The sequence below is a fragment of the Streptomyces sp. NPDC048416 genome (assembly GCF_043200435.1).
GTDB lineage: Bacteria > Actinomycetota > Actinomycetes > Streptomycetales > Streptomycetaceae > Streptomyces.
In genome coordinates this window covers 211,561-236,467 of record NZ_JBICXU010000009.1, presented here as the reverse complement: position 1 = coordinate 236,467, position 24,907 = coordinate 211,561, and the positions used below count along the sequence as shown (strand labels likewise).

20 protein-coding genes are annotated in these 24,907 nt (G+C 71.4%); 16 read left to right on the top strand and 4 right to left on the bottom strand.

What is annotated here, in order from left to right; genetic code table 11:
• Nucleotides 1–672: 672 nt before the first annotated feature.
• From ACGFW5_RS15050 to ACGFW5_RS15035, 4 genes are all read right to left on the bottom strand, one after another.
• Nucleotides 673–3,135: a DUF3488 and DUF4129 domain-containing transglutaminase family protein gene (locus ACGFW5_RS15050; protein ID WP_393834642.1), complete on the bottom strand. Its 2,463-nt coding sequence runs from the start codon at nt 3,133–3,135 to the stop codon at nt 673–675.
• Nucleotides 3,132–4,502: a DUF58 domain-containing protein gene (locus ACGFW5_RS15045; protein ID WP_393834641.1), complete on the bottom strand. Its 1,371-nt coding sequence runs from the start codon at nt 4,500–4,502 to the stop codon at nt 3,132–3,134. Before ACGFW5_RS15045 ends, ACGFW5_RS15050 begins: the two co-directional genes overlap by 4 nt.
• Complete coding sequence (locus ACGFW5_RS15040) at nt 4,502–5,512, bottom strand: AAA family ATPase (RefSeq protein ID WP_393834640.1); 1,011 nt, start codon at nt 5,510–5,512, stop codon at nt 4,502–4,504. The genes ACGFW5_RS15045 and ACGFW5_RS15040 overlap by 1 nt, the downstream gene beginning before the upstream one ends.
• 201 nt (nt 5,513–5,713) lie before the next feature.
• On the bottom strand, nt 5,714–6,280 hold the full coding sequence (locus tag ACGFW5_RS15035) for a beta-class carbonic anhydrase (protein WP_393834639.1): 567 nt from the start codon (nt 6,278–6,280) through the stop codon (nt 5,714–5,716).
• A 416-nt stretch (nt 6,281–6,696) separates the two neighbouring features.
• Between ACGFW5_RS15035 and rsmH the strand changes: the two genes are divergently transcribed.
• The 16 genes from rsmH (at nt 6,697) to ACGFW5_RS14955 (ending at nt 24,428) form a co-directional block, all read left to right on the top strand.
• Entirely contained in the window at nt 6,697–7,647 is a 951-nt protein-coding gene (gene rsmH / locus ACGFW5_RS15030; protein ID WP_393834638.1) for a 16S rRNA (cytosine(1402)-N(4))-methyltransferase RsmH, read from the top strand.
• The gene (locus tag ACGFW5_RS15025) at nt 7,644–8,153 is read left to right on the top strand and encodes a septum formation initiator (protein WP_393834637.1); all 510 of its coding nucleotides are present in this window, start codon (nt 7,644–7,646) and stop codon (nt 8,151–8,153) included. The genes rsmH and ACGFW5_RS15025 overlap by 4 nt, the downstream gene beginning before the upstream one ends.
• Before the next feature lie 4 nt (nt 8,154–8,157).
• Nucleotides 8,158–10,083: a peptidoglycan D,D-transpeptidase FtsI family protein gene (locus ACGFW5_RS15020; RefSeq protein ID WP_393834636.1), complete on the top strand. Its 1,926-nt coding sequence runs from the start codon at nt 8,158–8,160 to the stop codon at nt 10,081–10,083.
• 14 nt (nt 10,084–10,097) lie between these two features.
• The gene (locus tag ACGFW5_RS15015) at nt 10,098–11,765 is read left to right on the top strand and encodes a UDP-N-acetylmuramoyl-L-alanyl-D-glutamate--2,6-diaminopimelate ligase (RefSeq protein WP_393834635.1); all 1,668 of its coding nucleotides are present in this window, start codon (nt 10,098–10,100) and stop codon (nt 11,763–11,765) included.
• Nucleotides 11,766–11,769: 4 nt separating this feature from the next.
• A complete protein-coding gene (gene murF / locus ACGFW5_RS15010) occupies nt 11,770–13,191 on the top strand; it encodes a UDP-N-acetylmuramoyl-tripeptide--D-alanyl-D-alanine ligase (RefSeq protein ID WP_393834634.1) in 1,422 nt (473 codons plus the stop codon).
• Entirely contained in the window at nt 13,188–14,258 is a 1,071-nt protein-coding gene (mraY, locus tag ACGFW5_RS15005; protein WP_393834633.1) for a phospho-N-acetylmuramoyl-pentapeptide-transferase, read from the top strand. Before murF ends, mraY begins: the two co-directional genes overlap by 4 nt.
• A complete protein-coding gene (gene murD / locus ACGFW5_RS15000) occupies nt 14,240–15,679 on the top strand; it encodes a UDP-N-acetylmuramoyl-L-alanine--D-glutamate ligase (RefSeq protein WP_393834632.1) in 1,440 nt (479 codons plus the stop codon). Before mraY ends, murD begins: the two co-directional genes overlap by 19 nt.
• 59 nt (nt 15,680–15,738) lie before the next feature.
• A complete protein-coding gene (gene ftsW / locus ACGFW5_RS14995) occupies nt 15,739–17,121 on the top strand; it encodes a putative lipid II flippase FtsW (RefSeq protein ID WP_393834631.1) in 1,383 nt (460 codons plus the stop codon).
• 6 nt (nt 17,122–17,127) lie between these two features.
• Nucleotides 17,128–18,213, top strand: a complete 1,086-nt coding sequence (murG, locus tag ACGFW5_RS14990; protein WP_393834630.1) for an undecaprenyldiphospho-muramoylpentapeptide beta-N-acetylglucosaminyltransferase — start codon at nt 17,128–17,130, stop codon at nt 18,211–18,213.
• Between the two features lie 23 nt (nt 18,214–18,236).
• A complete protein-coding gene (locus tag ACGFW5_RS14985) occupies nt 18,237–19,043 on the top strand; it encodes a cell division protein FtsQ/DivIB (RefSeq protein WP_393834629.1) in 807 nt (268 codons plus the stop codon).
• 277 nt (nt 19,044–19,320) lie between these two features.
• A complete protein-coding gene (gene ftsZ / locus ACGFW5_RS14980; RefSeq protein ID WP_393834628.1) occupies nt 19,321–20,526 on the top strand; it encodes a cell division protein FtsZ in 1,206 nt (401 codons plus the stop codon).
• Nucleotides 20,527–20,592: 66 nt separating this feature from the next.
• Nucleotides 20,593–21,300, top strand: a complete 708-nt coding sequence (gene pgeF / locus ACGFW5_RS14975; RefSeq protein ID WP_393834627.1) for a peptidoglycan editing factor PgeF — start codon at nt 20,593–20,595, stop codon at nt 21,298–21,300.
• A gap of 6 nt (nt 21,301–21,306) precedes the next feature.
• Complete coding sequence (locus tag ACGFW5_RS14970) at nt 21,307–22,026, top strand: YggS family pyridoxal phosphate-dependent enzyme (protein WP_393834626.1); 720 nt, start codon at nt 21,307–21,309, stop codon at nt 22,024–22,026.
• Between the two features lie 140 nt (nt 22,027–22,166).
• A complete protein-coding gene (locus ACGFW5_RS14965; protein WP_393834625.1) occupies nt 22,167–22,784 on the top strand; it encodes a cell division protein SepF in 618 nt (205 codons plus the stop codon).
• A 71-nt stretch (nt 22,785–22,855) separates the two neighbouring features.
• Entirely contained in the window at nt 22,856–23,143 is a 288-nt protein-coding gene (locus tag ACGFW5_RS14960) for a YggT family protein (protein WP_393834624.1), read from the top strand.
• A gap of 49 nt (nt 23,144–23,192) precedes the next feature.
• Nucleotides 23,193–24,428, top strand: a complete 1,236-nt coding sequence (locus ACGFW5_RS14955) for a DivIVA domain-containing protein (RefSeq protein ID WP_393834623.1) — start codon at nt 23,193–23,195, stop codon at nt 24,426–24,428.
• Nucleotides 24,429–24,907 lie beyond the last annotated feature (479 nt).

Sequence of the window (24,907 nt, the reverse complement as noted above, 5' to 3'; positions counted from 1 at the left end):
TCGTCCTCAAACGCCGGACCGGCTAAGGATGCCTCCGCATCCCTGGGGCTGCGCCCCAGACCCCGGGCGGGGGCTCCGCCCCCTGCACCCCCGTTCGCGCTTAAAGGGCGCTCGTCCTCAAACGCCGGACCGGCTGAGGATGGCTCCGCATCCCTGGGGCTGCACCCCAGACCCCATGCGGGGGCTCCGCCCCCTGCACCCCCGTTCGCGCCTGAACGGCGCTCGTCCTCAATCGCCGGACAGGCTGAGGATGCCTCCGCTCGCACCCCGCCAGGGGCGCGGGGAACTGCGCCAGAAGCGCCCACGGTCCGCAGTGAACAACCGGCTTCGGGGGTGCGGGGAAGTGTGCGCGAAGGGGTCTGGGGCGCAGCCCCGGGGGCCGGTCCACATTGCCCCCCCCCAGGCCCACACGGACCTCACCCCGGGTGGGCGAGACGAGCTCCCCCAGGGCTGGGGCGAAGCCCAAGTCGCGCAGGCACCCCGCACCGAGCCGCAGCCCGCCGCGCAGGCACCCCGCGCCGGGCCGGACTTGCCGCAGCCCGCCGCGCAGGCACCCCGCGCCGGACCGGACTTGCCGCAGCCCGCCGCTCAGGCACCCAGCACCGCCCTGGACCTGCCGCGGCCCGCCGCGCAGGCACCCGGCTCCGCCCCAGACCTGCCGCAGCCCGCCGCTCAGGCGCCCCGCGCCGAATCCGGCGAAGCCGCCTCGCGGTCGCGCCGCACGCGCGAGGCAAGGCCACGTGCCCGGTCGGCCACCGCCTCCCTCGCCTGACCCCAGCGGAGCGACACCGCCTCCGTCACCCGTCGCGCGCGCAGCGACACCGTCCAGATCACCCGTACAGCTGAGCGCGGCGCGAGAATCGCTCTCAGGGACGCCCGGCGGGACGCCCCCGCGCGCAGGCCGGCCGCCACGTGGGTCACGTCGTCCACCAGGCCGGGCGTGGGCCGGGGGGCCGGGGCGTACAGCACCTGCTCCACCGCGCCCGCCGCCCGGTGGACCGAGTCGGCGGCGGCGCCGTCGAGGTGGCCGAGCCGGATCATCCGTGCCGCCGCCTTGCGCGGGGTCAGCGAGGGGTCGGGCGGGATGCCGTAGTCCCAGGCCGTGTCGGTGATCTCCTCCCAGGCGCCGAGCGTACGGGCCACCGTGTCGGCCGGGGTGCGGCCGCCCGAGCCGAGCCGTCGGGCCCGTACCCGCCTGCGCCACAGCAGGGGCAGCAGCGGCAGCGCGAGCAGCGCGGCCACGCCCAGGACCGTGCCGATCAGGGCCGGGGCGGAGGGGTCGCTGTCCGTCGGGGCCGTGACACCGGCGGCGGCGGTGGGACCGCAGTCGCCCAGGCGCCGAGCGGAGGGCGGGCAGGAGTCGGCGACGGACGGCGCCGCCGAGGGCTCGGCCGCGGCGCTCTTCGCCGGCTGGGCCGGCCCGCTCGGGCTGCCCGCCGGAGTCTCCTGCCGGGTGTAGTCGGGAGCGCTGCCCCGCGTCGGCGTCGGCTCGAAACGGGTCCAGCCCACACCCTCGAAGTACAGCTCGGGCCAGGCGTGCGCGTCGCGCAGGCCCACCGACATCGTGCCGTCCGAGCGCGGCTCACCGGGCGTGAAGCCCACCGCGACGCGGGCGGGGATGCCCAGGGTGCGGGCCATCGCGGCCATCGAGAAGGAGAAGTGGACACAGAAGCCCTCCTTCTCCTTGAGGAAGTTGGCTATGGCCTCGGTGCCGCTGCCCGACTGGACGTGCGTGTTGTAGCTGAAGCCGCCGCTCGTGGAGAACCAGTCCTGGAGCTTGACCGCCTTCTCGTAGTCGTTGGCAGCGCCGCCGGTGACCTGCCGCGCCGTGGCACGCACCACCGGGGGCAGCGAGGCGGGGACGCGGGTGTACTCCTTGAGGAGGCTCGCGGGCGCGGCCGGCGCGTTCGCCAACTGGGCCGCCGTCGGCCGCACCTGGAGACTGGCGACCGTGTACTGCGCGCCCCGGGTCGTCTGCTTCCGGTCGCCCACCAGCGTCCGGCCCACCGGCTCGAACCGCCAGTCGCCCTTGATCTTCACCTGGGTCGCGGGGAACGGCATCGGCAGCCAGCTCTGCGCGTACCAGCCGGCCGCCGAGATGCTGGTCTGGACTTCGGTGGTGCCGACCGCCGGGCTCAGTCCGTCCGGCGCCGGCAGCGGATCGGGCACATCCTTGATGTGACGCTCCGAGGACTTCCAGGTCGCCCCGTCGAACTCGTCGAGCGCGACGATCCGCAGATACATCTCCTGGGTGTCCTGGGCGTTGGTGTTGTACCGCAGCACCTCGCGGTCCTCGGGCTGGTTCAGGCTGTTCTGGAGCGACACCAGCGGGTTGACCGCGGAGATGGTGCCCCCGATCCCGTCACCGTTGCCCTCGGCGGCGCCGCCGAGCAGCCCGCTGTCCAGGGCGGGCAGCATCGCCGGGATCACCAGCGCGATGCCGAGCGCGAGCGCCCCGATGCGCCGTCCCGTACGGACCGGGGCCAGCGGTGCGGTGCTCTCGAACACGCCCTCCTTGGCCCGGTTCTGCGGCCGCGCCGAGCCGCTGAAGACCCGCCCCCACTGCGAGAGCCGGTCGCGTCCCTCGGCGAGCAGGAGCAGCAGATAACCGGCGGCGGCGAGCACGAACCACAGCCGGCTCGCCCCGCCCTTGCCGAGCCCCGCGGCCACCGAATACAGCGCGAGCAGCGGAAGACCCGCCGGGGCGGCGTTGCGGAACGTCACCGCGAGCGCGTCCACCGCGAGCCCGACGACCAGCACCCCGCCGACCATCATCAGCCGGATGCCCGGCGTCGCGGGCGCGGGGATCGCGTACTGCCCGACATCCGAACCGCCCTGCTGGAGCAGCGCGTTGAGCTGTACGAAGGCATCGGGCCCCGGCAGCACCCCGCCGATCGCCTGGTGGCGCGCGAAGACCAGCGTCAGCGCGAGCAGGACCGTGACGGATTGGGCGAGCACGGTCAGCGGCCGGGGCAGCGGCACCCGGCGGGCCAGCGCGCCGACCCCGCTCACGATCACCAGCAGGAAGGCGGCCTGGATGATCCAGACGGCCGGGTCGACCAGCGGCAGCATCGAGCACGCCGCCAGCACCGTGGCCGCGTAGGCGCACAGCGCCAGCCGTCCGCGCCCGCTCATGACCATCCCCCTGCCGTGCCGGCCACGCCGTCCGGCGCCGCCTTCGCGTTCATGCGTTCCTGGCCCGCGAGGCGCCACAGCTCGGACAGGGCCGCGCCCGGCCGCACCGCGAGCGCCGTCCACCCGGCCTCGCGCAGCAGCCGCAGCCGTTCCTCGACCGGGCCGCGCTCCTGCGCGCCGTACGTCCACTGCTCGCTGTCCAGGACGAAGGCGACCGCCGCGCCGCTGCGCCGCCGCATCTTCGCCGCGACCGCGGCCTGCTCCTCGTCGAGGTCGCCGAAGAACCCGACGAGCAGCCCCTCGTTGCCGCCGCGCAGCACGTCGTACGCGCGGGAGAGCCCGCCGCCGTCGGAGTGGTCCACGACCGCCAGGGTGTCCATCATCAGGCCGGCGGCGTCCGACGGGTCCTGGCCCGAGCCGGCGAATCCGGCCGAACCCTCGCCGGGCACCGACGTGCCGGTGTCGGTCAGCAGCCGGACCGAGAAGCCCCGTTCCAGCATGTGCACCAGGGTGGAGGCCGCGCCCGAGACCGCCCACTCGAAGGCCGAGTCGGGGCCCGCGCCGACGTAGGCGATGTCGCGGGTGTCGAGCAGCACGGTGCACCGGGCCCGCTGCGGCTGCTCCTCGCGGCGCACCATCAGCTCGCCGTAGCGCGCGGTGGAGCGCCAGTGCACCCGGCGCAGGTCGTCGCCGTGCCGGTAGCCGCGCGGAATGACGTCGTCCTCACCGGCGAGCGCGAGCGAGCGGTGCCGGCCGTCGCCGTACCCGGCGGCCTCGCCCGAGAGCCGTACCGGCGGCAGCGGCTCGGTCCGCGGGATGACGGTGAGCGTGTCGTACGCGCTGAAGGCGCGGGTCAGCTCGCACATCCCGAACGGGTCGGTGAGCCGCAGTTGCAGAGGTCCCAGCGGGTAGCGGCCGCGCAGGTCGGAGCGGACCCGGTAGGACACCTCGCGTTTGCCGCCCGCCTCGACCCGGTCGAGCACGAAGCGCGGGCGCGGACCGAGCACGTAGGGCACCCGGTCCTGGAGCATGAGCAGGCCGGTGGGCAGCCGCGAGACGTTGTCGATCCGCAGCTGGACCCGGGACTCGGAGCCGGCCGGGACCCGGCCCGGGGCCAGACGGCGGCTGCCGGCCACGCGGTAGCGGGTGCGGTAGAGCACGACGGTGCAGACCAGCGGCAGCACGGCCAGCAGGAGACCTACCCGCAGCAGGTCCTCCTGGCCGAGCACGAAGGCGCAGATCGCGGCCGCGACACCGGCCGCGAGGAAGGAACGGCCACGGGTGGTCAGACCGGACAGGGCCGACCAGGGGCCGCCCTGCGCCTGCTCGTCGGCGGACTCGGCGGGGAGCCCCCCGGCCGCCGCCATCACAGCCGCCGGACGCCGGGCGGCTGCTGGCCGTACAGCGGATTCCCGGCCTGCGGAACGGGGGTCTGCTGAAGGATCTCCAGGACGACCTGTTCGGCGGTGCGCCGGTTGAGCTGGGCCTGTGCGGTGGGCAGCAGCCGGTGGGCGAGGACGGCCACGGCGAGCGTCTGGACGTCGTCGGGCAGCGCGTAGTCGCGGCCGCTCAGGGCGGCGGACGCCTTCGCCGCGCGCAGCAGATGGAGCGTGGCGCGCGGCGAGGCGCCGAGTCTGAGGTCGGGGTGGCTGCGGGTCGCGCCGACCAGCTGCACCGCGTACCGCCGTACCGCGTCCGCCACGTGCACGCCGCGGACCGCCTCGATCAGCTTGACGATGTCGTGGGCGTGCGCCACCGGCTGGAGGTCGTCCAGCGGGGACACCGAGCCGTGCATGTCGAGCATCTGGAGCTCGGCCTCGGGCGTCGGGTACCCCATCGAGACCCGGGCCATGAACCGGTCGCGCTGGGCCTCGGGCAGCGGGTAGGTGCCCTCCATCTCGACCGGGTTCTGGGTGGCCACCACCATGAAGGGGCTGGGCAGTTCGTAGGTGTGCCCGTCGATGGTGACCTGCCGTTCCTCCATGGATTCCAGGAGCGCGGACTGGGTCTTGGGCGACGCGCGGTTGATCTCGTCGCCGATCACGATCTGCGCGAAGATCGCACCGGGCTTGAACTCGAAGTCCCGCCGCTGCTGGTCGTAGATCGACACGCCGGTGATGTCCGACGGCAGCAGGTCCGGCGTGAACTGGATGCGCCGGACCGAGCAGTCGATGGACCTGGCCAGTGTCTTGGCCAGCATGGTCTTGCCCACGCCGGGCACGTCCTCGATGAGGAGGTGGCCCTCCGCGAGCAGTACGGTCAGCGAAAGCCGTACGACCTCGGGCTTGCCCTCGATCACACGCTCCACCGACCCGCGGACACGCTCCGCCGTGGCGGTCAGATCGCTGAGGCTCGCTCGATCGTCATAGGTCGTCACCCGGCCCTCCTCGGCCCTTTCATACGGGCCGACGCACAGCGAACGGCCCGGCCCACCCCGACATACGGACACCACGGCCGAACGGTTCGGTCCGATGTCACATCCGCATTCTTGTTGCCGTTGCCGCGTCGTGTCACTCGCCTGTGGACAACTGCGGGGGATTCTTGGTGAGTTGTCCCCCTATTTCCGTTCCTGTGATGTTCAGGAGGCCGGGTCGATCTCCTTCAGCAGGCCCGTCGTCACGTCGAAGACGAAGCCGCGCACATCATCGACGTGCGGCAGGAACGGCGAGGTCCGCACCCGCTGCATCGACTGGCGTACGTCCTGGCCGGCGTCCTGGAAGGACTCGACGGCCCAGGCCGGCCGCTGCCCCACTTCGAGCTCCAGATCGTGCCGGAAGTCCTCGGTGAGCGATTCCATGCCGCAGCCGGTGTGGTGCACCAGCATCACGCTGGTGGTCCCGAGCGCCCGCTGGCTGATCGCGAGGGAGCGGATCACGTCGTCGGTGACCACGCCGCCCGCGTTGCGGATGGTGTGGCAGTCGCCGAGCTGGAGGCCGAGCGCGGCGTGCAGATCGAGCCGGGCGTCCATGCAGGCCACGACGGCGACGTGCAGGACGGGGCGGGCATCCATGCCGGGATCGCGGAAGGCGCCGGCGTAGCGGCGGTTGGCTTCGACCAGCCGGTCGGTCACCGTACCTCCGCTCTCGACGGTGAGGTGCGGTCGCTGGGCAGGAGCCTCTGCGGGTATGTGCGCAGGAGTCGACATGTATATGACGGTAGCCGCAGTTGATCTCGCGGTCGCGTCACGGGGGCGGAAAAAGACTGTCAACTCGGGCGTCTGTGAGGTACCCCACAGGCCTCGCCGGAGCTCACCCGATCGAGTGAAAAAAGTGCCCGGCGGCGCGCTGGAGGGTTGATTGACCCCAAGGGCCCGTGGACTAAAGTGGCGCGAAGTGGGAGGCGTGACACATGGTCTCTCCCTTGACGAACCCCAGCTTCCGGGAAGCACGACCTCCCGGACCATACGTTTACCCGCGAGCGCGGCGCACGTACGGCTCGGCCTCCTCCCGCCCTCCGGTCGGCTGACGCCCCTTTCCCGGCGCCTGGCCGTCCGCCCCCCGGCGGGGCAGTGGGGCCGGACATGTACGTGCGGCGGTGCGCCGGATCCTTGAGAGGGCGGCTTTGAGCCAGCGACACGTCCCGGTGATGCTCCAGCGATGCTTGGACATGTTGGCCCCGGCCCTGACCCAGCCGGGTGCGGTCGTCGTCGACTGCACCCTCGGCCTCGGCGGCCACAGCGAGGCCCTGCTCACCCAGTTCCCCGAGGCGCGCCTGATCGCCCTCGACCGCGACAAGGAAGCCCTGCGTCTGTCCGGTGAGCGCCTTGCCCCCTTCGGGGAGCGCGCGACCCTGGTGCACGCCGTCTACGACGAGCTCCCCGAGGTGCTGGAACGTCTCGGCGTCCCGCGCGTCCAGGGCGTCCTGTTCGACCTCGGCGTCTCCTCCATGCAGCTCGACGAGGCGGACCGGGGCTTCGCCTACGCCCAGGACGCGCCGCTTGACATGCGCATGGACCAGTCGACCGGGATGAGCGCCGCCGAGGTCCTCAACACCTACCCGCCCGGCGAACTCGTGCGGATCCTGCGGGCCTACGGCGAGGAGAAGCAGGCCAAGCGGATCGTCTCGGCGATCGTCCGCGAGCGCGAGAAGGAGCCGTTCACCAACAGCGCCCGGCTCGTCGAGCTGATCCGCGACGCGTTGCCGCAGGCCGCCAAGCGCACCGGCGGCAACCCCTCCAAGCGCACCTTCCAGGCGCTGCGCATCGAGGTCAACGGTGAACTCGCCAGTGTGGAGCGGGCGATCCCCGCCGCCGTCTCCGCCATCGCACTCGGCGGCCGGGTCGCGGTGCTCTCCTACCAGTCCCTTGAGGACCGCATCGTCAAGCAGGTGTTCGCGGCGGGCGCCGCCAACACCGCGCCGCCCGGGCTCCCGGTGGTGCCCGAGCACTACCAGCCGCGGCTCAAGCTCCTCACCCGCGGTGCCGAACTCCCCACGGAGGAGGAGGTCGCCGACAACCGGCGCGCGGCCCCCGCCCGGCTCCGGGGGGTCCAGCGGATCAGGGAGGACGTGTGAGCAGACCGGCCAGGCAGCTGCGCGGCACGGCCGCGCGGCTCGGCAGGCTGATGCCGGCGCAGGGCCCGGGCAGCGCCGCCCGCACCCCCTTCGTACTCCTCGTCGTGGCGCTGCTCGGCGGCGGGCTCATCACGCTCCTCGTGCTGAACTCGGCGCTCAACGAAGGCTCGTTCAAGCTCAGCGAGTACCGCAGGCAGACCACCGACCTCACCGACGAACAGCAGGCGCTCCAGCGGGACGTGGATGATCTGTCCGCCCCCGACGCGCTGGCCCGCAGGGCCGGCGACCTCGGCATGGTGCCCGGCGGCACCCCGGTCTTCCTCGGCCCCGACGGCACCGTCAAGGGCGTCCCCGCCCCGGCCGGGGAGCCCTCGCCGGCCGAGGCCGCCGAGCCGTCGCCGCTGCCCGTGGCGCAGAACCAGGCCCCCGCGACCGCACCCAAGCATCACGCCCCGGCCGCCCGGCCCCGCAAACCCGCGAAGACCTCCCCGACCCCCGGCAGGTGACGCAGTGAGCCCCAAGGAACCCCCGCGCCGCCGGGTGCCCGCGCCGGCCCGCCCCCGTCCCCGCCCGCCGGCCCGCCGCCCCGCGGCGCCCAAGAAGTTCAAGCTCGGCAGCCACCGGCCCCGCCTTCGTCTGGTCAGCCTCGGACTCACCCTGGTCATGCTGGCCTTCGTCGTACGGCTGCTCCAGGTGCAGGCCGTGGACGCCAACGCGTACGCCGCCAAGGCCGACAAGAACCGGTACGCCAGCTACGCGCTGCCCGCCGAGCGCGGCCGGATCACCGACCGGGCCGGCATCGCGCTCGCCACCAGCGTCGACGCGTACGACATCACCGCCGACCCCACCCTGTTCACCCCCGAGGCGACCAAGATCCCGGACGCCGCCGAGCAGGCGGCCGCGCTGCTCGCGCCGCTGGTCGGCAAGGGCCAGGCGGAGCTCGCCAAGAAACTCAAGACCCCCAGGACCCGCTATGTGGTGCTCGCCCGCAGGCAGACCCCGCAGGTCTGGAACCAGATCAAGGACCTGAAGAAGGTCTTCACCGAGAAGGCGGCCACCGACCGCGCCAAGGGCGGCCCCGGCGCCAACGTGCTGGCCGGCGTGCTCAACGAGTCCAGCACCAAGCGCGTGTACCCGAACGGCGATCTGGCCGCCGGGATACTGGGGTACGTCAACGCCGAGGGCAAGGGCGGCGGCGGCCTGGAGTCGGCCCTGAACAAGGAACTGGCCGGCACCGACGGCAAGATCTCCTACGCCCAGTCCGGCGGCCGCCGGGTGCCCACCGCGGGCACCCACGAGACGCCCGCCGTGCCCGGCTCCGACGTCGAGCTGACCATCGACCGGGACATCCAGTGGATGGCGCAGAAGGCCATCGCCGACCAGGTCGCCGAGTCCCATGCCGACCGCGGCTACGTCATAGTGCAACGCTCCGACACCGGCGAGGTCCTGGCCATGGCGAACGCGCCCGGCTTCGACCCGAACAACATCAGCCAGGCGAGCGCGGCCTCCCTCGGCAACGCGGCGCTCCAGGACGCCTTCGAGCCCGGCTCCACCGCCAAGGTCATGTCCATGGCAGCCGTCCTGGAGGAGGGCGTCGCCACGCCCGAGACGCATGTGGTGGTGCCCAACCGGCTCCAGCGCGGCGACCGCCTCTTCAAGGACGACATCGACCACCCCACCTGGAACCTGACGCTCAACGGCGTACTCGCCAAGTCCAGCAACATCGGCACCATCCTCGCCGTCGAGCAGCTGGGCAAGACCGACGCACAGGCCGACAACGTCCTGTACTCCTACCTGCGCAAGTTCGGCATCGGCTCGCCCAGCGGCCTCGGCTTCCCCGGCGAGACCCCGGGCATCCTGGCCCCCGCGAGCAAGTGGTCCACCTCGCAGCAGTACACGGTCCGTTTCGGCCAGGGCCTCTCGCTCAACGCCATGCAGGCCGCCTCCGTGTACTCGACCATCGCCAACGGCGGCGTACGCGTCGAGCCGACCCTGGTGCGCGGCACGAAGGGGCCGGACGGGCGGTTCACGCCGGCGCCCGCGCCCCAGCAGACCCGGGTGGTCAGCGAGAAGACCGCCAAGACGGTGGCCCAGATGCTCGAATCGGTCGTCGGCGACGCCGAGGGCACCGGAACCAAGGCCGCCATCCCCGGCTACCGGGTCGCGGGCAAGACCGGCACCGCCAACCGTGTCGACCCCAAGACCGGCACCTACAAGGGCTACACCGCCTCCTTCGCGGGCTTCGCCCCCGCCGACAACCCGAAGATCACCGTCTACTGCGCCATCCAGAACCCCACCAAGGGCAGCTACTTCGGCGGCCAGATCTGCGGACCCATCTACAAGCAGGTCATGGAGTTCGCCCTCAAGACCCTCCAGATCCCGCCGAGCGGCGCCCAGCCGCCCAACCTGCCCGTCACCTTCGGCGGCAACGACTGAATCCGGAAGCCTCAGTGACAACCATCACCCAGGGCCCTGGGAACCACGACGGGACCCAGGACGACGTGCCCCCCTCTTTTGGCGACCCGGGCGGTGCGCCCGGTACGCTCACCGCCGTGCCACACGCTGATCAGTACCGAACCGCCCCCAAGGACGTCCCCGCGAAACAGCCGGGAGCGCCCCGACCGGAACAGGCCCGTCCGACCTCGCTCGGCACGCTGGCCGAGCGCCTGGGGACGAGCGACCCCGGACCCGGGGAGGTCACCGGCATCACGCACGACTCCCGGGCGGTGCGCCCCGGAGACCTGTACGCCGCGCTGCCGGGCGCCAACACGCACGGCGCCGACTTCGCCGCCCAGGCCGCGAGCCTGGGTGCGGTCGCCGTCCTCACCGACCCGGCCGGCCGCGAACGCGCCGCCGCGACCGGCCTTCCGGTCCTGGTCGCGGGCGACCCGCGGGGCCGGATGGGCCAGCTCGCCGCCGAGATCTACGGACACCCCGGACGTGATCTGCTCCAGATCGGCATCACCGGAACCTCCGGCAAGACCACGACCGCCTACCTCGTCGAGGGCGGCCTGCGCGGCGCCGGGCACGCGACCGGCCTGATCGGCACGGTCGAGATGCGGATCGGCGACGAACGCATCAAGTCCGAGCGCACCACCCCCGAAGCCACCGACCTCCAGGCGCTGTTCGCGGTCATGCGGGAACGCGGCGTCGACTCGGTCGCCATGGAGGTCTCCAGCCACGCGCTCGTGCTGGGCCGGGTCGACGCCTGCGTCTTCGACGTCGCCGTCTTCAACAACCTGAGCCCCGAGCACATGGAGTTCCACTCCGGCATGGAGGACTACTTCCAGGCCAAGGCGCAGCTGTTCACCCCGCAGCGGGCCAAGCGTGGCGTGGTCAACTTCGACGACGAGTACGGCCGCCGCCTCGTGCGGGAGGCCGGCATCGAGATCACCACGTTCTCCGCCGAGGGCCACCCCGACGCCGACTGGCGCGCCGAGGACGTCCAGGTCCGTCAGGACAGCAGCTCCTTCACCGTCGTCGGACCGGGCGGCGAGCGGATTTCGGCCACCGCCCCGCTGCCGGGCCCCTTCAACGTGGCGAACACCCTCGCCGCGATCGTCACCCTCGCCATCGCGGGCGTCGACCCGCAGAAGGCCGCCGACGGAGTGGCCGCCGTGCCCGGCGTGCCCGGCCGTCTGGAGCGCGTGGACGCGGGCCAGCCCTACCTCGCCGTCGTCGACTACGCCCACAAGACGGACGCCGTCGAATCGGTACTGCGCTCGCTGCGCAAGGTCACCGAGGGCAAACTGCACATCGTGCTCGGCTGCGGCGGCGACCGGGACACCACCAAGCGGGGCCCGATGGGCGCCGCCGCGGCCCGGCTCGCCGACACCGCCGTACTGACCTCCGACAACCCCCGCTCCGAGGACCCCCTCGCGATCCTCGCCGCGATGCTCGCGGGCGCCGCCGAGGTGCCGGCCCACGAGCGCGGTGAGGTCCAGGTCTTCGAGGACCGCGCCGCCGCCATCGCCTCCGCCGTCGCCCGGGCAGAGCCCGGCGACACCGTGCTCGTCGCGGGCAAGGGCCATGAACAGGGCCAGGACATCCACGGCGTGGTACGCCCCTTCGACGACCGCCTGGTGCTCCGCGCCGCCATCCAGAAAAGTCAGGGATGAAGCTGTGATCGCCCTCTCCCTCGCCGAGATCGCCGCCATCGTCGGCGGGCAGCCGCACGACATACCGGATCCGTCCGTCACGGTCACCGGACCCGTCGTCACCGACTCCCGCCAGGTGGCGACCGGTTCGCTCTTCGTGGCCTTCGCGGGTGAAAACGTCGACGGCCACGACTACGCGCGCCGCGCCGTCGACGCGGGCGCGGCCGCGGTCCTCGCGGCCCGGCCCGTCGGGGTGCCCGCGATCGTCGTCGACGACGTGCAGGGTGCCCTCGGGGCGCTCGCCCGCGAGGTCGTACGCCGGCTCGGCACCCAAGTCGTCGCGCTCACCGGCTCGTCGGGCAAGACGTCCACCAAGGACCTGATCGCCCAGGTGCTCCAGCGCCACGCGCCGACGGTGTTCACGCCGGGCTCCCTCAACAACGAGATCGGTCTGCCGCTCACCGCGCTCACCGCGACGGCCGAAACCAGACACCTCGTCCTGGAGATGGGCGCGCGCGGCGTCGGCCACATCCGTTACCTCACCGGTCTGACCCCGCCGAACATCGGTCTCGTCCTGAACGTGGGCAGTGCGCACATCGGCGAGTTCGGCGGCAAGGAGCAAATCGCCCTGGCCAAGGGCGAGTTGGTGGAGGCCCTGCCCGAGGACGGCTGCGCCGTCCTGAACGCGGACGACCCGCTGGTACGCGCCATGGCGTCCCGCACCAAGGCCCGTGTGCTGCTCTTCGGCGAGGCCGCGGACGCGGACGTACGGGCCGGGAATGTCCGGCTCACAGCGGCCGGACAGCCTTCCTTCAGCCTTCACACACCCTCCGGGTGCGGTGATGTGACGTTGCGCCTGTACGGTGAGCACCACGTGTCGAACGCGCTCGCCGCGGCCGCCGTCGCCCATGAGCTGGGCATGTCCGCAGACGAGATCGCCCGCGCGCTCTCCGAGGCGGGCACCCTCTCCCGTTGGCGTATGGAGGTCACCGAGCGTCCGGACGGTGTGACGGTCGTCAACGACGCCTACAACGCGAACCCCGAGTCCATGCGAGCCGCCCTGCGCGCGCTCGTGGCCATGGGCCAGGCCTCACGGGCCGCGGGGGGAAGGACGTGGGCGGTGCTCGGTCCGATGGCCGAGCTGGGCGACGAGTCACTCGCCGAGCACGACGCGGTCGGACGGCTCGCCGTCCGGCTCAACGTCAGCAAGCTCGTGGCAGTCGGGGGCCGGGAGGCGTCCTGGCTGCAACTGGGCGCATATAACGAGGGTTCGTGGGGTGAGGAGTCGGTGCACGTGTCCGACGCACAGGCGGCCGTCGACCTGCTGCGCAGTGAACTGCGCCCGGGTGACGTCGTGCTGGTGAAGGCATCCAGGTCGATCGGCCTGGAACGGGTGGCGCTGGCGCTGCTCGATGGCGCCGCCGAGGGTGAGGTCGCCGCCCGATGAGGCAGATCCTCTTCGCGGGAGCCATCGGTCTGTTCCTGACCCTGGTCGGCACCCCGCTGCTCATCAAGCTGCTCGCCCGCAAGGGCTACGGCCAGTTCATCCGTGACGACGGCCCGCGCGGCCACGCCGGGAAGAAGGGCACACCCACCATGGGTGGCATCGCCTTCATCCTGGCCACGCTGATCGCGTACGCGCTCACCAAGGTGATCACCAGCGAGGACCCGACGTTCTCGGGTCTGCTGGTGCTCTTCCTGACCGCCGGCATGGGCATGGTCGGCTTCCTCGACGACTACATCAAGATCGTCAAGCAGCGCTCGCTCGGCCTGCGGGCCAAGGCGAAGATGGCAGGACAGCTGATCGTCGGCATCGCCTTCGCGGTGCTCGCCCTCCAGTTCGCCGACCACCGGGGCAACACCCCTGCCTCCACCAAGCTGTCGTTCATCAACGACTTCGGCTGGTCGGTCGGCCCGGTCATCTTCGTGGTCTGGGCCCTGTTCATGATCCTCGCCATGTCCAACGGCGTGAACCTGACGGACGGTCTGGACGGCCTGGCCACCGGCGCATCCGTGATGGTCTTCGGCGCGTACACCTTCATCGGGCTGTGGCAGTTCCAGGAGTCCTGCGCCAACGCGCAGACCCTGACCAACCCCAACGCCTGTTTCGAAGTACGCGATCCGCTCGACCTCGCGGTCGTCGCCTCCGCCCTGATGGGCTCCTGCTTCGGCTTCCTGTGGTGGAACACCTCGCCCGCCAAGATCTTCATGGGTGACACCGGTTCGCTCGCGCTCGGCGGCGCGCTGGCCGGCCTCGCGATCTGCTCCCGCACGGAGTTCCTGATGGCGGTGCTCGGCGGCCTGTTCGTGCTGATCACGATGTCGGTGGTCATCCAGGTCGGCTCGTTCAAGATGACCGGCAAGCGGGTCTTCCGGATGGCACCGCTCCAGCACCACTTCGAACTCAAGGGGTGGTCCGAAGTCCTTGTCGTGGTCCGGTTCTGGATCATCCAGGGCATGTGCGTGATCGTGGGCCTGGGTCTCTTCTACGCGGGATGGGCAGCCGACAAGTGAGCACCACCTGGCAGGGCAAGCGCGTGACGGTGGCCGGCCTCGGCGTCTCCGGGATGCCGGTGGCCCGGGTCCTGAACGGGCTCGGCGCCGTCGTCACGGCCGTCAACGAGGGCGCCGACGAACGCTCGCGCGCCCAGGCCGCGGAGTTGGAGGCGCAGGGCATCACCGTGCGCCTCGGCGACGGGGACACCCTGCCGGACGGCACCGAACTCGTCGTCACCACGCCCGGCTGGCGGCCCGACAAGCCGCTGTTCGCGGCGGCCGCGGAGGCGGGCGTGCCCGTCTGGGGCGACGTCGAGCTGGCGTGGCGCCTGCGCGGCCTGGACGGCCGCACCCCGGCCCCCTGGCTCGCGGTCACCGGCACCAACGGCAAGACCACCACCACCCGGATGCTCGCCTCGATCCTGGAGGCGGCCGGGCTGCGTACCGCGGCCGTCGGCAACATCGGCGTCTCGCTGCTCGACGTGGTCCTCGGCGAGCAGGAGTACGACGTCCTGGCCGTCGAGCTCTCCAGCTACCAGCTGCACTGGGCGCCCTCGCTGCGCGCCCACTCGGCCGCCGTCCTCAACCTGGCGCCCGACCACCTCGACTGGCACGGCTCGATGGAGGCGTACGCCGCCGACAAGGGCCGTATCTACGAGGGCAACACGGTGGCCTGCGTCTACAACGCCGAGGACAAGGCGACCGAACACCTGGTGCGCGAGGCCGACGTGGCGGAGGGCTGCCGGGCGATCGGCTTCACGCTCGCCACCCCGGGCCCCTCCCAGCTCGGCGTGGTCGACGGCATCCTGGTGGACCGGGCCTTCGTGCAGAACCGGCAGAAGAACGCCCAGGAGCTCGCCGAGGTCGCCGACGTCAACCCGCCGGCCCCGCACAACATCGCCAACGCGCTCGCGGCCGCGGCCCTCGCGCGTGCCTTCGGCGTCGAGCCGAAGGCCGTGCGGGACGGGCTTCGCGCCTTCCGGCCCGACGCGCACCGCATCGAACACGTCGCGGACGTCGCCGAAGTCGCCTACATCGACGACTCCAAGGCCACCAACACCCATGCCGCCGAGGCCTCCTTGGCCTCCTACGACCCGATCGTCTGGATCGCCGGCGGCCTCGCCAAGGGTGCCTCCTTCGACGAGCTCGTCCAGCGCTCCGCCAAGCGGCTGCGCGGCGTCGTCCTGATCGGCGCCGAGCGCCACCTGATCGCCGAAGCCCTGGCGCGACACGCGCCCGAGGTCCCGGTGGTCGACCTCGGCCGGACCGACACTGGGGCGATGTCGGCGGCGGTCCGCGAGGCGGCGGGGCTCGCCCGGCCGGGGGACACCGTCCTGTTGGCCCCGGCCTGCGCCTCGATGGACATGTTCGCGAACTACAACAAGCGCGGCGAGGCCTTCGCGGAAGCGGTCCGCGACCTCACCGCGGGGCGCGCCTAGCCGGACCACCCGTTCCACGGACCGGCCGGCGCCGGGCACGACTGGAGGGGACAGCACACATGGCGGCCGAAGTTCTTGGCGGCTCAGGGGACGCCGCGCGCGGGCTCCCCGCACGCGCCGGTCTCCTCCTGCGCAGCCGCACCGCGGGACCCGTACGGCGCCCTTCGGTACGGGGCGGCTCGTCCGGCACTCCCCGGCGCTCCGGGCCCCGTGGCCCCAGGCGCCTGGTGGAGCAGGCCAGGAGGGCCTGGGACCGGCCTCTGACGGCGTACTACCTCATCCTCGGCAGCGCCCTGCTCATCACCGTGCTCGGCCTCGTGATGGTCTACTCCGCCTCGATGATCAAGGCGCTCGAACTGTCGCTGCCGGGCTCGTACTTCTTCCGCAAGCAGTTTCTCGCGGCCCTCATCGGCGGCGGCCTGATGATCGCCGCGGCCCGGATGCCCGCCAGGCTCCACCGGGCGCTGGCCTACCCGATACTGGCCGGGACGGTCTTCCTGCTGATCCTCGTGCAGGTGCCGGGGATAGGGAAATCGGTCAACGGCAACCAGAACTGGATCTACCTGGGCGGCCCCTTCCAGCTCCAGCCCAGCGAATTCGCGAAGCTGGCGCTGCTCCTGTGGGGCGCCGACCTGCTCTCCCGCAAACAGGACAAGCGGCTGCTGACCGAGTGGAAGCACATGCTGGTGCCGCTCGTTCCGGTCGCCTTCCTGCTGCTCGGGCTCATCATGCTCGGCGGCGACATGGGGACGACGATCATCCTGACCGCCATCCTGTTCGGGCTGCTGTGGCTGGCCGGCGCCCCCACCCGGCTCTTCGCGGGGGTGCTCGCCGTCGCGGGCACGCTCGCCGCGCTCTTCATCAAGATCAGCCCGCACCGGATGGGCCGGCTGAACTGCATCGGCGCCACGGACCCCGGCCCCCAGGACCAGTGCTGGCAGGCCGTGCACGGGATCTATGCGCTCGCCTCCGGCGGATGGTTCGGATCCGGCCTCGGGGCAAGTGTGGAGAAATGGGGCCAACTCCCCGAGCCCCACACCGACTTCATCTTCGCCGTGACCGGTGAGGAACTGGGTCTGGCGGGCACACTGTCGGTGGTCGCCCTCTTCGCGGCTCTAGGCTATGCGGGTATCCGCGTGGCCGGACGCACGGAGGACCCCTTCGTGAGGTACGCCGCGGGAGGTGTGACCACCTGGATCGTGGCCCAGGCCGTGATCAACATCGGTGCGGTGCTCGGCCTGTTGCCGATCGCCGGTGTCCCGCTCCCGCTGTTCTCCTACGGAGGGTCCGCGCTGCTGCCGACCATGTTCGCCGTGGGACTGTTGATCGCGTTCGCGCGGGACGACCCCGCGGCGCGGGCGGCGCTTGCCATGCGGCAGCCTCGGGTGAGTTGGAAGTCGATGAGACGGCGCGTCAAGAAGCGTCCGTCCGGAGAGCGGTGAATTTCGGTGCATGTCGTACTCGCCGGTGGGGGGACCGCCGGCCACATCGAGCCCGCGCTCGCCCTCGCGGATGCCCTGCGCAGGCAGGACCCCACCGTGGGGATCACGGCACTCGGTACCGAGAAGGGTCTGGAGACCCGGCTCGTGCCCGAACGCGGCTATGAGCTCGCGCTCATCCCGGCCGTCCCGCTGCCCCGCAGGCCCACCCCCGAACTGATCACCGTCCCCGGACGGCTGCGCGGCACCATCAAGGCCGCCGAGCAGATCCTGGAGCGCACCAAGGCCGACTGCGTGGTCGGCTTCGGCGGCTATGTGGCGCTGCCCGGCTACCTCGCGGCCAAGCGGCTCGGGGTGCCGATCGTGGTCCACGAGGCCAACGCGCGGCCCGGCCTCGCCAACAAGATCGGCTCGCGGTACGCGGCAGGCGTGGCCGTCGCCACCCCGGACAGCAAGCTGCGCAACTCCCGCTACATCGGGATCCCGCTGCGCTACTCGATCGCCACCCTCGACCGCGCCCGGGTCCGCCCCGAGGCGCGCGCCGCGTTCGGCCTCGACCCCGGCCTGCCGACGCTGCTCGTCTCGGGCGGTTCGCAGGGTGCCCGGCGCCTCAACGAGGTCATCCAGCAGGCCGCCCCGGTGCTCCAGCGCTCCGGCATCCAGATCCTGCACGCGGTCGGCCCGAAGAACGAACTGCCGCGTGTCGAGCACATGCCCGGGATGCCGCCGTACGTCCCGGTACCGTACGTGGACCGGATGGACCTCGCGTACGCCGCGGCCGACATGATGCTCTGCCGCGCGGGCGCGATGACCGTCGCCGAACTCTCCGCCGTCGGACTGCCCGCCGCCTACGTACCGCTGCCGATCGGCAACGGCGAACAGCGGCTGAACGCCCAGCCGGTGGTCAAGGCAGGCGGCGGTCTCCTCGTCGACGACGCCGAACTCACCCCCGACTGGGTGCAGGGCAACGTCCTCCCGGTGCTGGCCGACCCGCACCGCCTGTACGAGATGTCGCGCTCCGCCGCCGAGTTCGGGCGGCGCGACGCCGACCAGCTCCTCGTGCAGATGGTGTACGAGGCCGTCGCAGGACGCTGATCAACGGACGGAAGGCAGGGACCGTGGCCGGACAGGCGACCGCTCAGCGCGGTGGCGGACAGAGCGTCAGGGCCGCCAAGTCCGGCCGGTCCGGCCCCCGTCCCCGGCGCGGCGGCCGGTTCCGGCTGCCCCGGCGGCGCGGACTGCTCCTGATCGCCGTCGCCGTCGTCCTGTCCGGTGCGGGTCTCATCTGGGTCCTGTACGGCTCGACCTGGCTCCGCATCGAGCAGGTCAAGACCACCGGCACCCGGATTCTGACGCCGGACGAGGTCGAAACGGTCGCCGCGGTCCCGATCGGTTCGCCGCTGATTTCCGTCGACACAGGGGCGATTGAGGCCCGATTGCGCCAGAAACTGCCCCGCATCGACTCCGTCGAGGTCGTCCGCTCATGGCCGCACGGGATCGATCTCAAAGTGGTCGAACGACGGCCCGTCCTGGTCATGAAGAACGGTGCGAAGTTCGACGAAGTGGACGCGAAGGGTGTGCGTTTCGCCACCATCGCTCAGCCTTTGAAGGGCGTCGCCCAGCTCGAATTGACGGCCTCCCCGTCTCCGAGCCTGCGCCGCTTCGGCACCGGCCGGCTCGTCCTCGAAGCCGTTCGTGTGGCGGGGAAACTCCCGCCCGCCGTCGCCAAGGAGACGCGTTCGGTCAGGATTTCCTCCTACGACTCCGTCACCCTGGAGTTGGCCGGTGGCCGGAGCGTCCTGTGGGGAAGCGACGAGGAGGGCGAGCTGAAGGGACGTACCCTCAGTGCACTGATGAAAGCCCGTCCCCAGGGCGTCCACTTCGATGTGAGCGCACCCACCGCCCCGGCGGTATCAGGTAGTTGACGGACATATGCGCTGGCCAGCACCCTGGTTGGTCAGCGACACGGGTGATCACATAGGGTGAAAAGAAAAACGGGAGGTTCGGCGTGTTCGTTGAACGTGCGCCACTTGTCGACTTAGTGTCCTGTTCGGAAGAGTCCAGCGAACAGACACACTGGTAACCCTAAACTTCAGCGTTAGGGTTCGGGTCGGCGATACGGACCGTCCCAATCGGCATTCGTCGGCACCTCGCGGCACCCGCGAAGTGACGACCCGTAACTCGAGGCGAGAGGCCTTCGACGTGGCAGCACCGCAGAACTACCTCGCAGTCATCAAGGTCATCGGTGTCGGCGGCGGTGGTGTCAATGCCATCAACCGAATGATCGAGGTCGGTCTCAAGGGCGTCGAGTTCATCGCGATCAACACGGACGCGCAAGCACTGTTGATGAGCGACGCCGACGTCAAGCTCGACGTCGGCCGTGAACTCACCCGCGGCCTCGGGGCCGGAGCCAACCCGGCCGTCGGACGCAAGGCGGCAGAGGACCACCGTGAGGAGATCGAGGAGGTCCTGAAGGGGGCCGACATGGTCTTCGTCACCGCGGGCGAAGGCGGCGGCACCGGCACCGGCGGCGCGCCCGTCGTCGCCAACATCGCCCGCTCGCTGGGCGCCCTGACGATCGGTGTGGTCACCCGCCCGTTCACCTTCGAGGGCCGGCGCCGGGCGAACCAGGCGGAGGACGGCATCGCCGAGCTCCGCGAAGAGGTCGACACCCTCATCGTCATCCCCAACGACCGGCTGCTGTCCATCTCGGACCGCCAGGTCAGCGTCCTGGACGCGTTCAAGTCCGCCGACCAGGTGCTGCTCAGCGGTGTCCAGGGCATCACGGACCTGATCACCACGCCGGGCCTCATCAACCTCGACTTCGCCGACGTCAAGTCGGTCATGTCGGAAGCCGGTTCGGCCCTCATGGGCATCGGCTCGGCCCGCGGCGACGACCGCGCGGTGGCCGCCGCCGAGATGGCGATCTCCTCGCCGCTGCTCGAAGCCTCCATCGACGGCGCCCGCGGTGTGCTGCTGTCCATCTCTGGCGGCTCGGACCTCGGCCTCTTCGAGATCAACGAGGCGGCCCAGCTGGTGAGCGAGGCCGCCCACCCCGAGGCCAACATCATCTTCGGCGCGGTCATCGACGACGCCCTCGGCGACGAGGTACGGGTCACCGTCATCGCGGCCGGCTTCGACGGCGGCCAGCCCCCGGCCCGCCGGGACACCGTGCTCGGTGCCGCGGCCAACAAGCGCGACGAACCCGCGCCTTCGCGGCCTGCCGAGGTGTCCCGCCCGCTCGGCGGCCTGGGCACGGTCCCCGTCCGCGAGGAGCCGCCGGCCCCGCCGGCCCCGGTCGAGCCCGCCCCGGTCAACGAGACGCCGGCCCCCTCGGCCATCCCGACGGCCCGTCCCTACCCGGACAGCCAGGCCGAAGAGCTGGACGTACCGGACTTCCTCAAGTGAGCGAACCCACGTGAGCGAAGCGACGTTTCGAAGCGATCCCTTGAAGTGATACGAGAGCAGGGCACTGTGAGCGGCGCGCACTTCGCCTTCACCGACCGGTGGGGCGGGGTGAGCGCCGTTCCGTACGAGGAGCTCAATCTCGGCGGCGCGGTCGGCGACGACCCCGCGGCGGTCCGCACCAACCGCGAGCTCGCCGCCAAGGAGCTCGGGCTCGACGCGGCCCGGGTGGTCTGGATGAACCAGGTGCACGGGCGCGAGGTGGCCGTGGTCGACGGCCCCTTCGGTGCCGGTGACCCGACGGCGGTGGACGCGGTGGTGACGACCCGTCGGGGTACCCCCCTCGCCGTACTGACCGCGGACTGCACCCCGGTCCTGCTGGCCGATCCGGTGGCGGGGATCGCGGGCGCCGCCCATGCGGGCCGGCCCGGAATGGTGGCCGGCGTGGTGCCCGCCGCGGTGGAGGCGATGGTCTCGCTCGGCGCCGACCCGGCCAGGATCATCGCCCGTACCGGGCCCGCCGTCTGCGGACGCTGCTACGAAGTGCCCGAGGCGATGCGGGCCGAGGTCGCCGAGGCCGAGCCGGCCGCCTGGTCCGAGACCAGCTGGGGCACGCCCGCCGTCGATGTCACCGCCGCGGTCCACGCGCAGCTCGCCGCACTCGGTGTCACCGACCGCGAGGCCTCGCCGGTCTGCACGCTCGAATCGCTCGACCACTTCTCGTACCGCCGCGACCGCGCCACCGGCCGGCTCGCCGGATATGTCTGGCTGGACTGACGACTCATGACGGATCGCAAGACCGAACTCGCCGCGAACCTGGCGCGCGTGGAGGAACGTATCGCTTCCGCCTGCGCGGCGGCCGGGCGCGAGCGGGCGGACGTGACCCTCATCGTGGTCACCAAGACCTACCCGGCGAGCGATGTGCGCCTGCTGCACGAACTGGGCGTGCGCGAGGTCGCCGAGAACCGCGACCAGGACGCGGCCCCCAAGGCCGCCGACTGCGCCGACCTCGATCTGACCTGGCACTTCGTGGGCCAGCTCCAGACGAACAAGGTGCGTTCTGTGGCGAGTTACGCCGCCGTGGTGCAGTCGGTCGACCGGGGCCGGCTGGTCGATGCGCTGTCCACCGCGGCGGTCCGCGCCGGGCATGAGCTCGGCTGCCTGATCCAGGTCGCCCTCGACGCGGAGTCCGGCGAGCGCGGTGAGCGCGGGGGCGTCGCGCCCGACGGAATCGAGGAGTTGGCGGCACGGGTCGCCGAGGCACCCGGGCTCCGGCTCGGCGGTCTGATGACGGTGGCGCCGCTGGTCGGCGAGTACGCCGGAAGGCAACGGGCCGCCTTCGAGCGGCTGCTGGAATTCTCATCCCGCCTGCGCGCGGACCATCCGGCTGCGAACATGGTGTCAGCAGGGATGAGTGCGGACCTCGAAGAGGCCGTCGCGGCCGGAGCGACACATGTGCGCATCGGAACGGCGGTACTCGGAGACCGACCCCGGCTCGGGTAACGTCGCCAAGCAAGTCGGACCACAGCAGAAAATATGGTCATTCCCACTCTTCGGTGGGCAGACCGCGTGGATCGTGGGCCCGTGATGACGCTGCCACTCGGCGACAGGAGCGATCCACCACAGAGCGGAGGAATCTGAGCATGGCCGGCGCGATGCGCAAGATGGCGGTCTACCTCGGCCTCGTGGAGGACGATGGGTACGACGGCCGGGGGTTCGACCCCGACGACGATTTCGAACCCGAGCCCGAACCGGAGCGCGACCGTCGGCGGCACCAGCCCCCGCACCAGTCCCCGCTTCAGGACGAACGGGACGAACCGGTACGAGTAACTCAGCCTCCGGCACCGAGAGAACCGGTTCAGCTACCGGTAGAAAGCGGACGACCGGCGCGAATTGCACCCGTGGCGTCCATCACACCTGAACGTCCGAGCCTGGAGAAGAACGCACCGGTGATCATGCCCAAGGTCGTGTCCGAGCGGGAGCCGTACCGCATCACCACGCTGCACCCGCGGACGTACAACGAGGCCCGTACCATCGGGGAACACTTCCGCGAGGGCACCCCGGTGATCATGAATCTCACGGAGATGGACGACACCGACGCGAAGCGACTTGTCGACTTTGCCGCCGGTCTCGTCTTCGGCCTGCACGGCAGCATTGAACGCGTGACGCAGAAGGTGTTCCTGCTGTCTCCTGCTAACGTCGATGTCACGGCGGAGGACAAGGCCCGCATCGCAGAGGGCGGATTCTTCAACCAGAGCTGAGACACGACACCGGGAACGAACCGGCCGACATCAGGCCGGAGCTTTGAGGCAAGGGGAGAGGGAAGCGCTAGATGGGCGTCGCACTACAGGTGGTCTACATCGCGCTGATGTGCTTCCTCATCGTGCTGATCTTCCGGCTCGTCATGGACTACGTCTTCCAGTTCGCCCGTTCATGGCAACCCGGTAAGGCGATGGTGGTCGTTCTTGAGGCCACCTACACTGTCACCGATCCACCGCTCAAGCTTCTGCGGCGGTTCATTCCGCCGTTGCGTCTCGGGGGCGTGGCACTCGACCTGTCCTTCTTCGTTCTGATGATCATCGTCTTCATCCTGATCAACATCGTGAAGGTCAGGTTGTGAACGATTCGGTCCTGCCGACTGCCGACGACTACGTAGAGGTGAAGAAGAGATGCCGCTGACCCCCGAGGACGTGCGGAACAAGCAGTTCACGACGGTCCGCCTCCGAGAAGGCTATGACGAGGACGAGGTTGACGCCTTCCTCGACGAGGTCGAGTCCGAGCTGACACGACTGCTCCGTGAGAACGAGGATCTGCGCGCCAAGCTGGCCGCCGCCACCCGCGCCGCCGCGCAGAACCAGCAGCAGCAGGGTATGCGCAAGCCGGAGCCGCAGGACGGCCGAGGCGCGGGCGCGCCCGTTCCCGCCGCCATATCCGGTCCGCCGCAGGTTCAGCAGCAGCAGCCGCAGATGGGTCCGCCCCAGCTGCCCAGCGGCGCGCCGCAGCTGCCTGCGGGACCTGGTGGCCACGGTCCGCAGGGCCAGCACGGCCAGGGCCCCATGGGCCAGAACCAGATGGGTCAGAACCAGATGGGTCAGAACCAGATGGGTCAGGGCCCCATGGGCCAGGGTCCGATGGGCCAGAACCCCATGGGTCAGAACCAGATGGGCCAGAACCAGCTGGGTCAGGGCCCCATGGGTCAGAACCAGCTCGGCCAGGGTCCGATGGGCCAGCAGATGGGCGGCCCCATGGGCGGCCACGGTCCGCAGATGGGACAGCCGGCCCAGGCTCCCGGTGGCGACAGCGCCGCCCGTGTGCTGTCGCTGGCGCAGCAGACCGCCGACCAGGCGATCGCGGAGGCCCGTTCCGAGGCCAACAAGATCGTCGGTGAGGCCCGGTCCCGCGCCGAGGGTCTGGAGCGCGACGCCCGTGCCAAGGCCGACGCCCTGGAGCGGGACGCGCAGGAGAAGCACCGCGTCGCGATGGGCTCCCTGGAGTCCGCCCGCGCCACGCTTGAGCGCAAGGTCGAGGACCTGCGGGGCTTCGAGCGCGAGTACCGTACGCGGCTGAAGTCCTACCTGGAGTCGCAGCTGCGCCAGCTGGAGACCCAGGCCGACGACTCGCTCGCGCCGCCGCGCACCCCGGCGACCGCCTCGCTGCCGCCGGCCCCGCAGATGAGCGGGTCCATGGCATCGGCCGGTGCCGGTTCGATGGGGCACCAGATGGGTGGCCAGCCGTCGATGGGTGGCCAGCAGTCCATGCAGAGCGGGCCGTCCTACGGTGGGCAGCAGCAGATGACGCCGGCGATGACCCAGCCGATGGCGCCGGTGCGGCCGCAGGGGCCTTCGCCGATGCAGCAGGCTCCGTCGCCGATGCGTGGGTTCCTGATCGACGAGGACGACAACTGACGGGGTCTACGCGCGTGACGCGTGCGTAGCCGTCGGCAGGCTGCGAGGGCCGGTACCGGGGTTTCCCCCCGGTGCCGGCCCTCTGCCATGCCCTGCCGAGCCGACACCCCCGGGCGCTGCCCCGGCCCCGGGCCGGCTTTCGGGTGCGGGCCGTATGTGGCCGGTCGCGCAGTTCCCCGCGCCCCTTGAGGGGCTAATTGTCGGGTGCGGGCCGTTGGTTGCCTTTCGCGCAGTTCCCCGCGCCCCTTGGGCGGCTGGTTCTCGGGTGCGGGGCGTATGTGGCCGGTCGCGCAGTTCCCCGCGCCCCTTAAGGGGCTGGATTTCGGGTGCGGGCCGTGGTCGCTTTTCGCGCCGTTCCTCGCGCCCCTTGAGGGGCTGGTTTTTGGGTGCGGGGCGTGGTCGCTCCTCGCGCAGTTCCTCGCGCCCCTGTAGGGCGCCCGAGTCGTTGGGTGTGGCTTCCGGTGGCGGGTGCGGGGCGT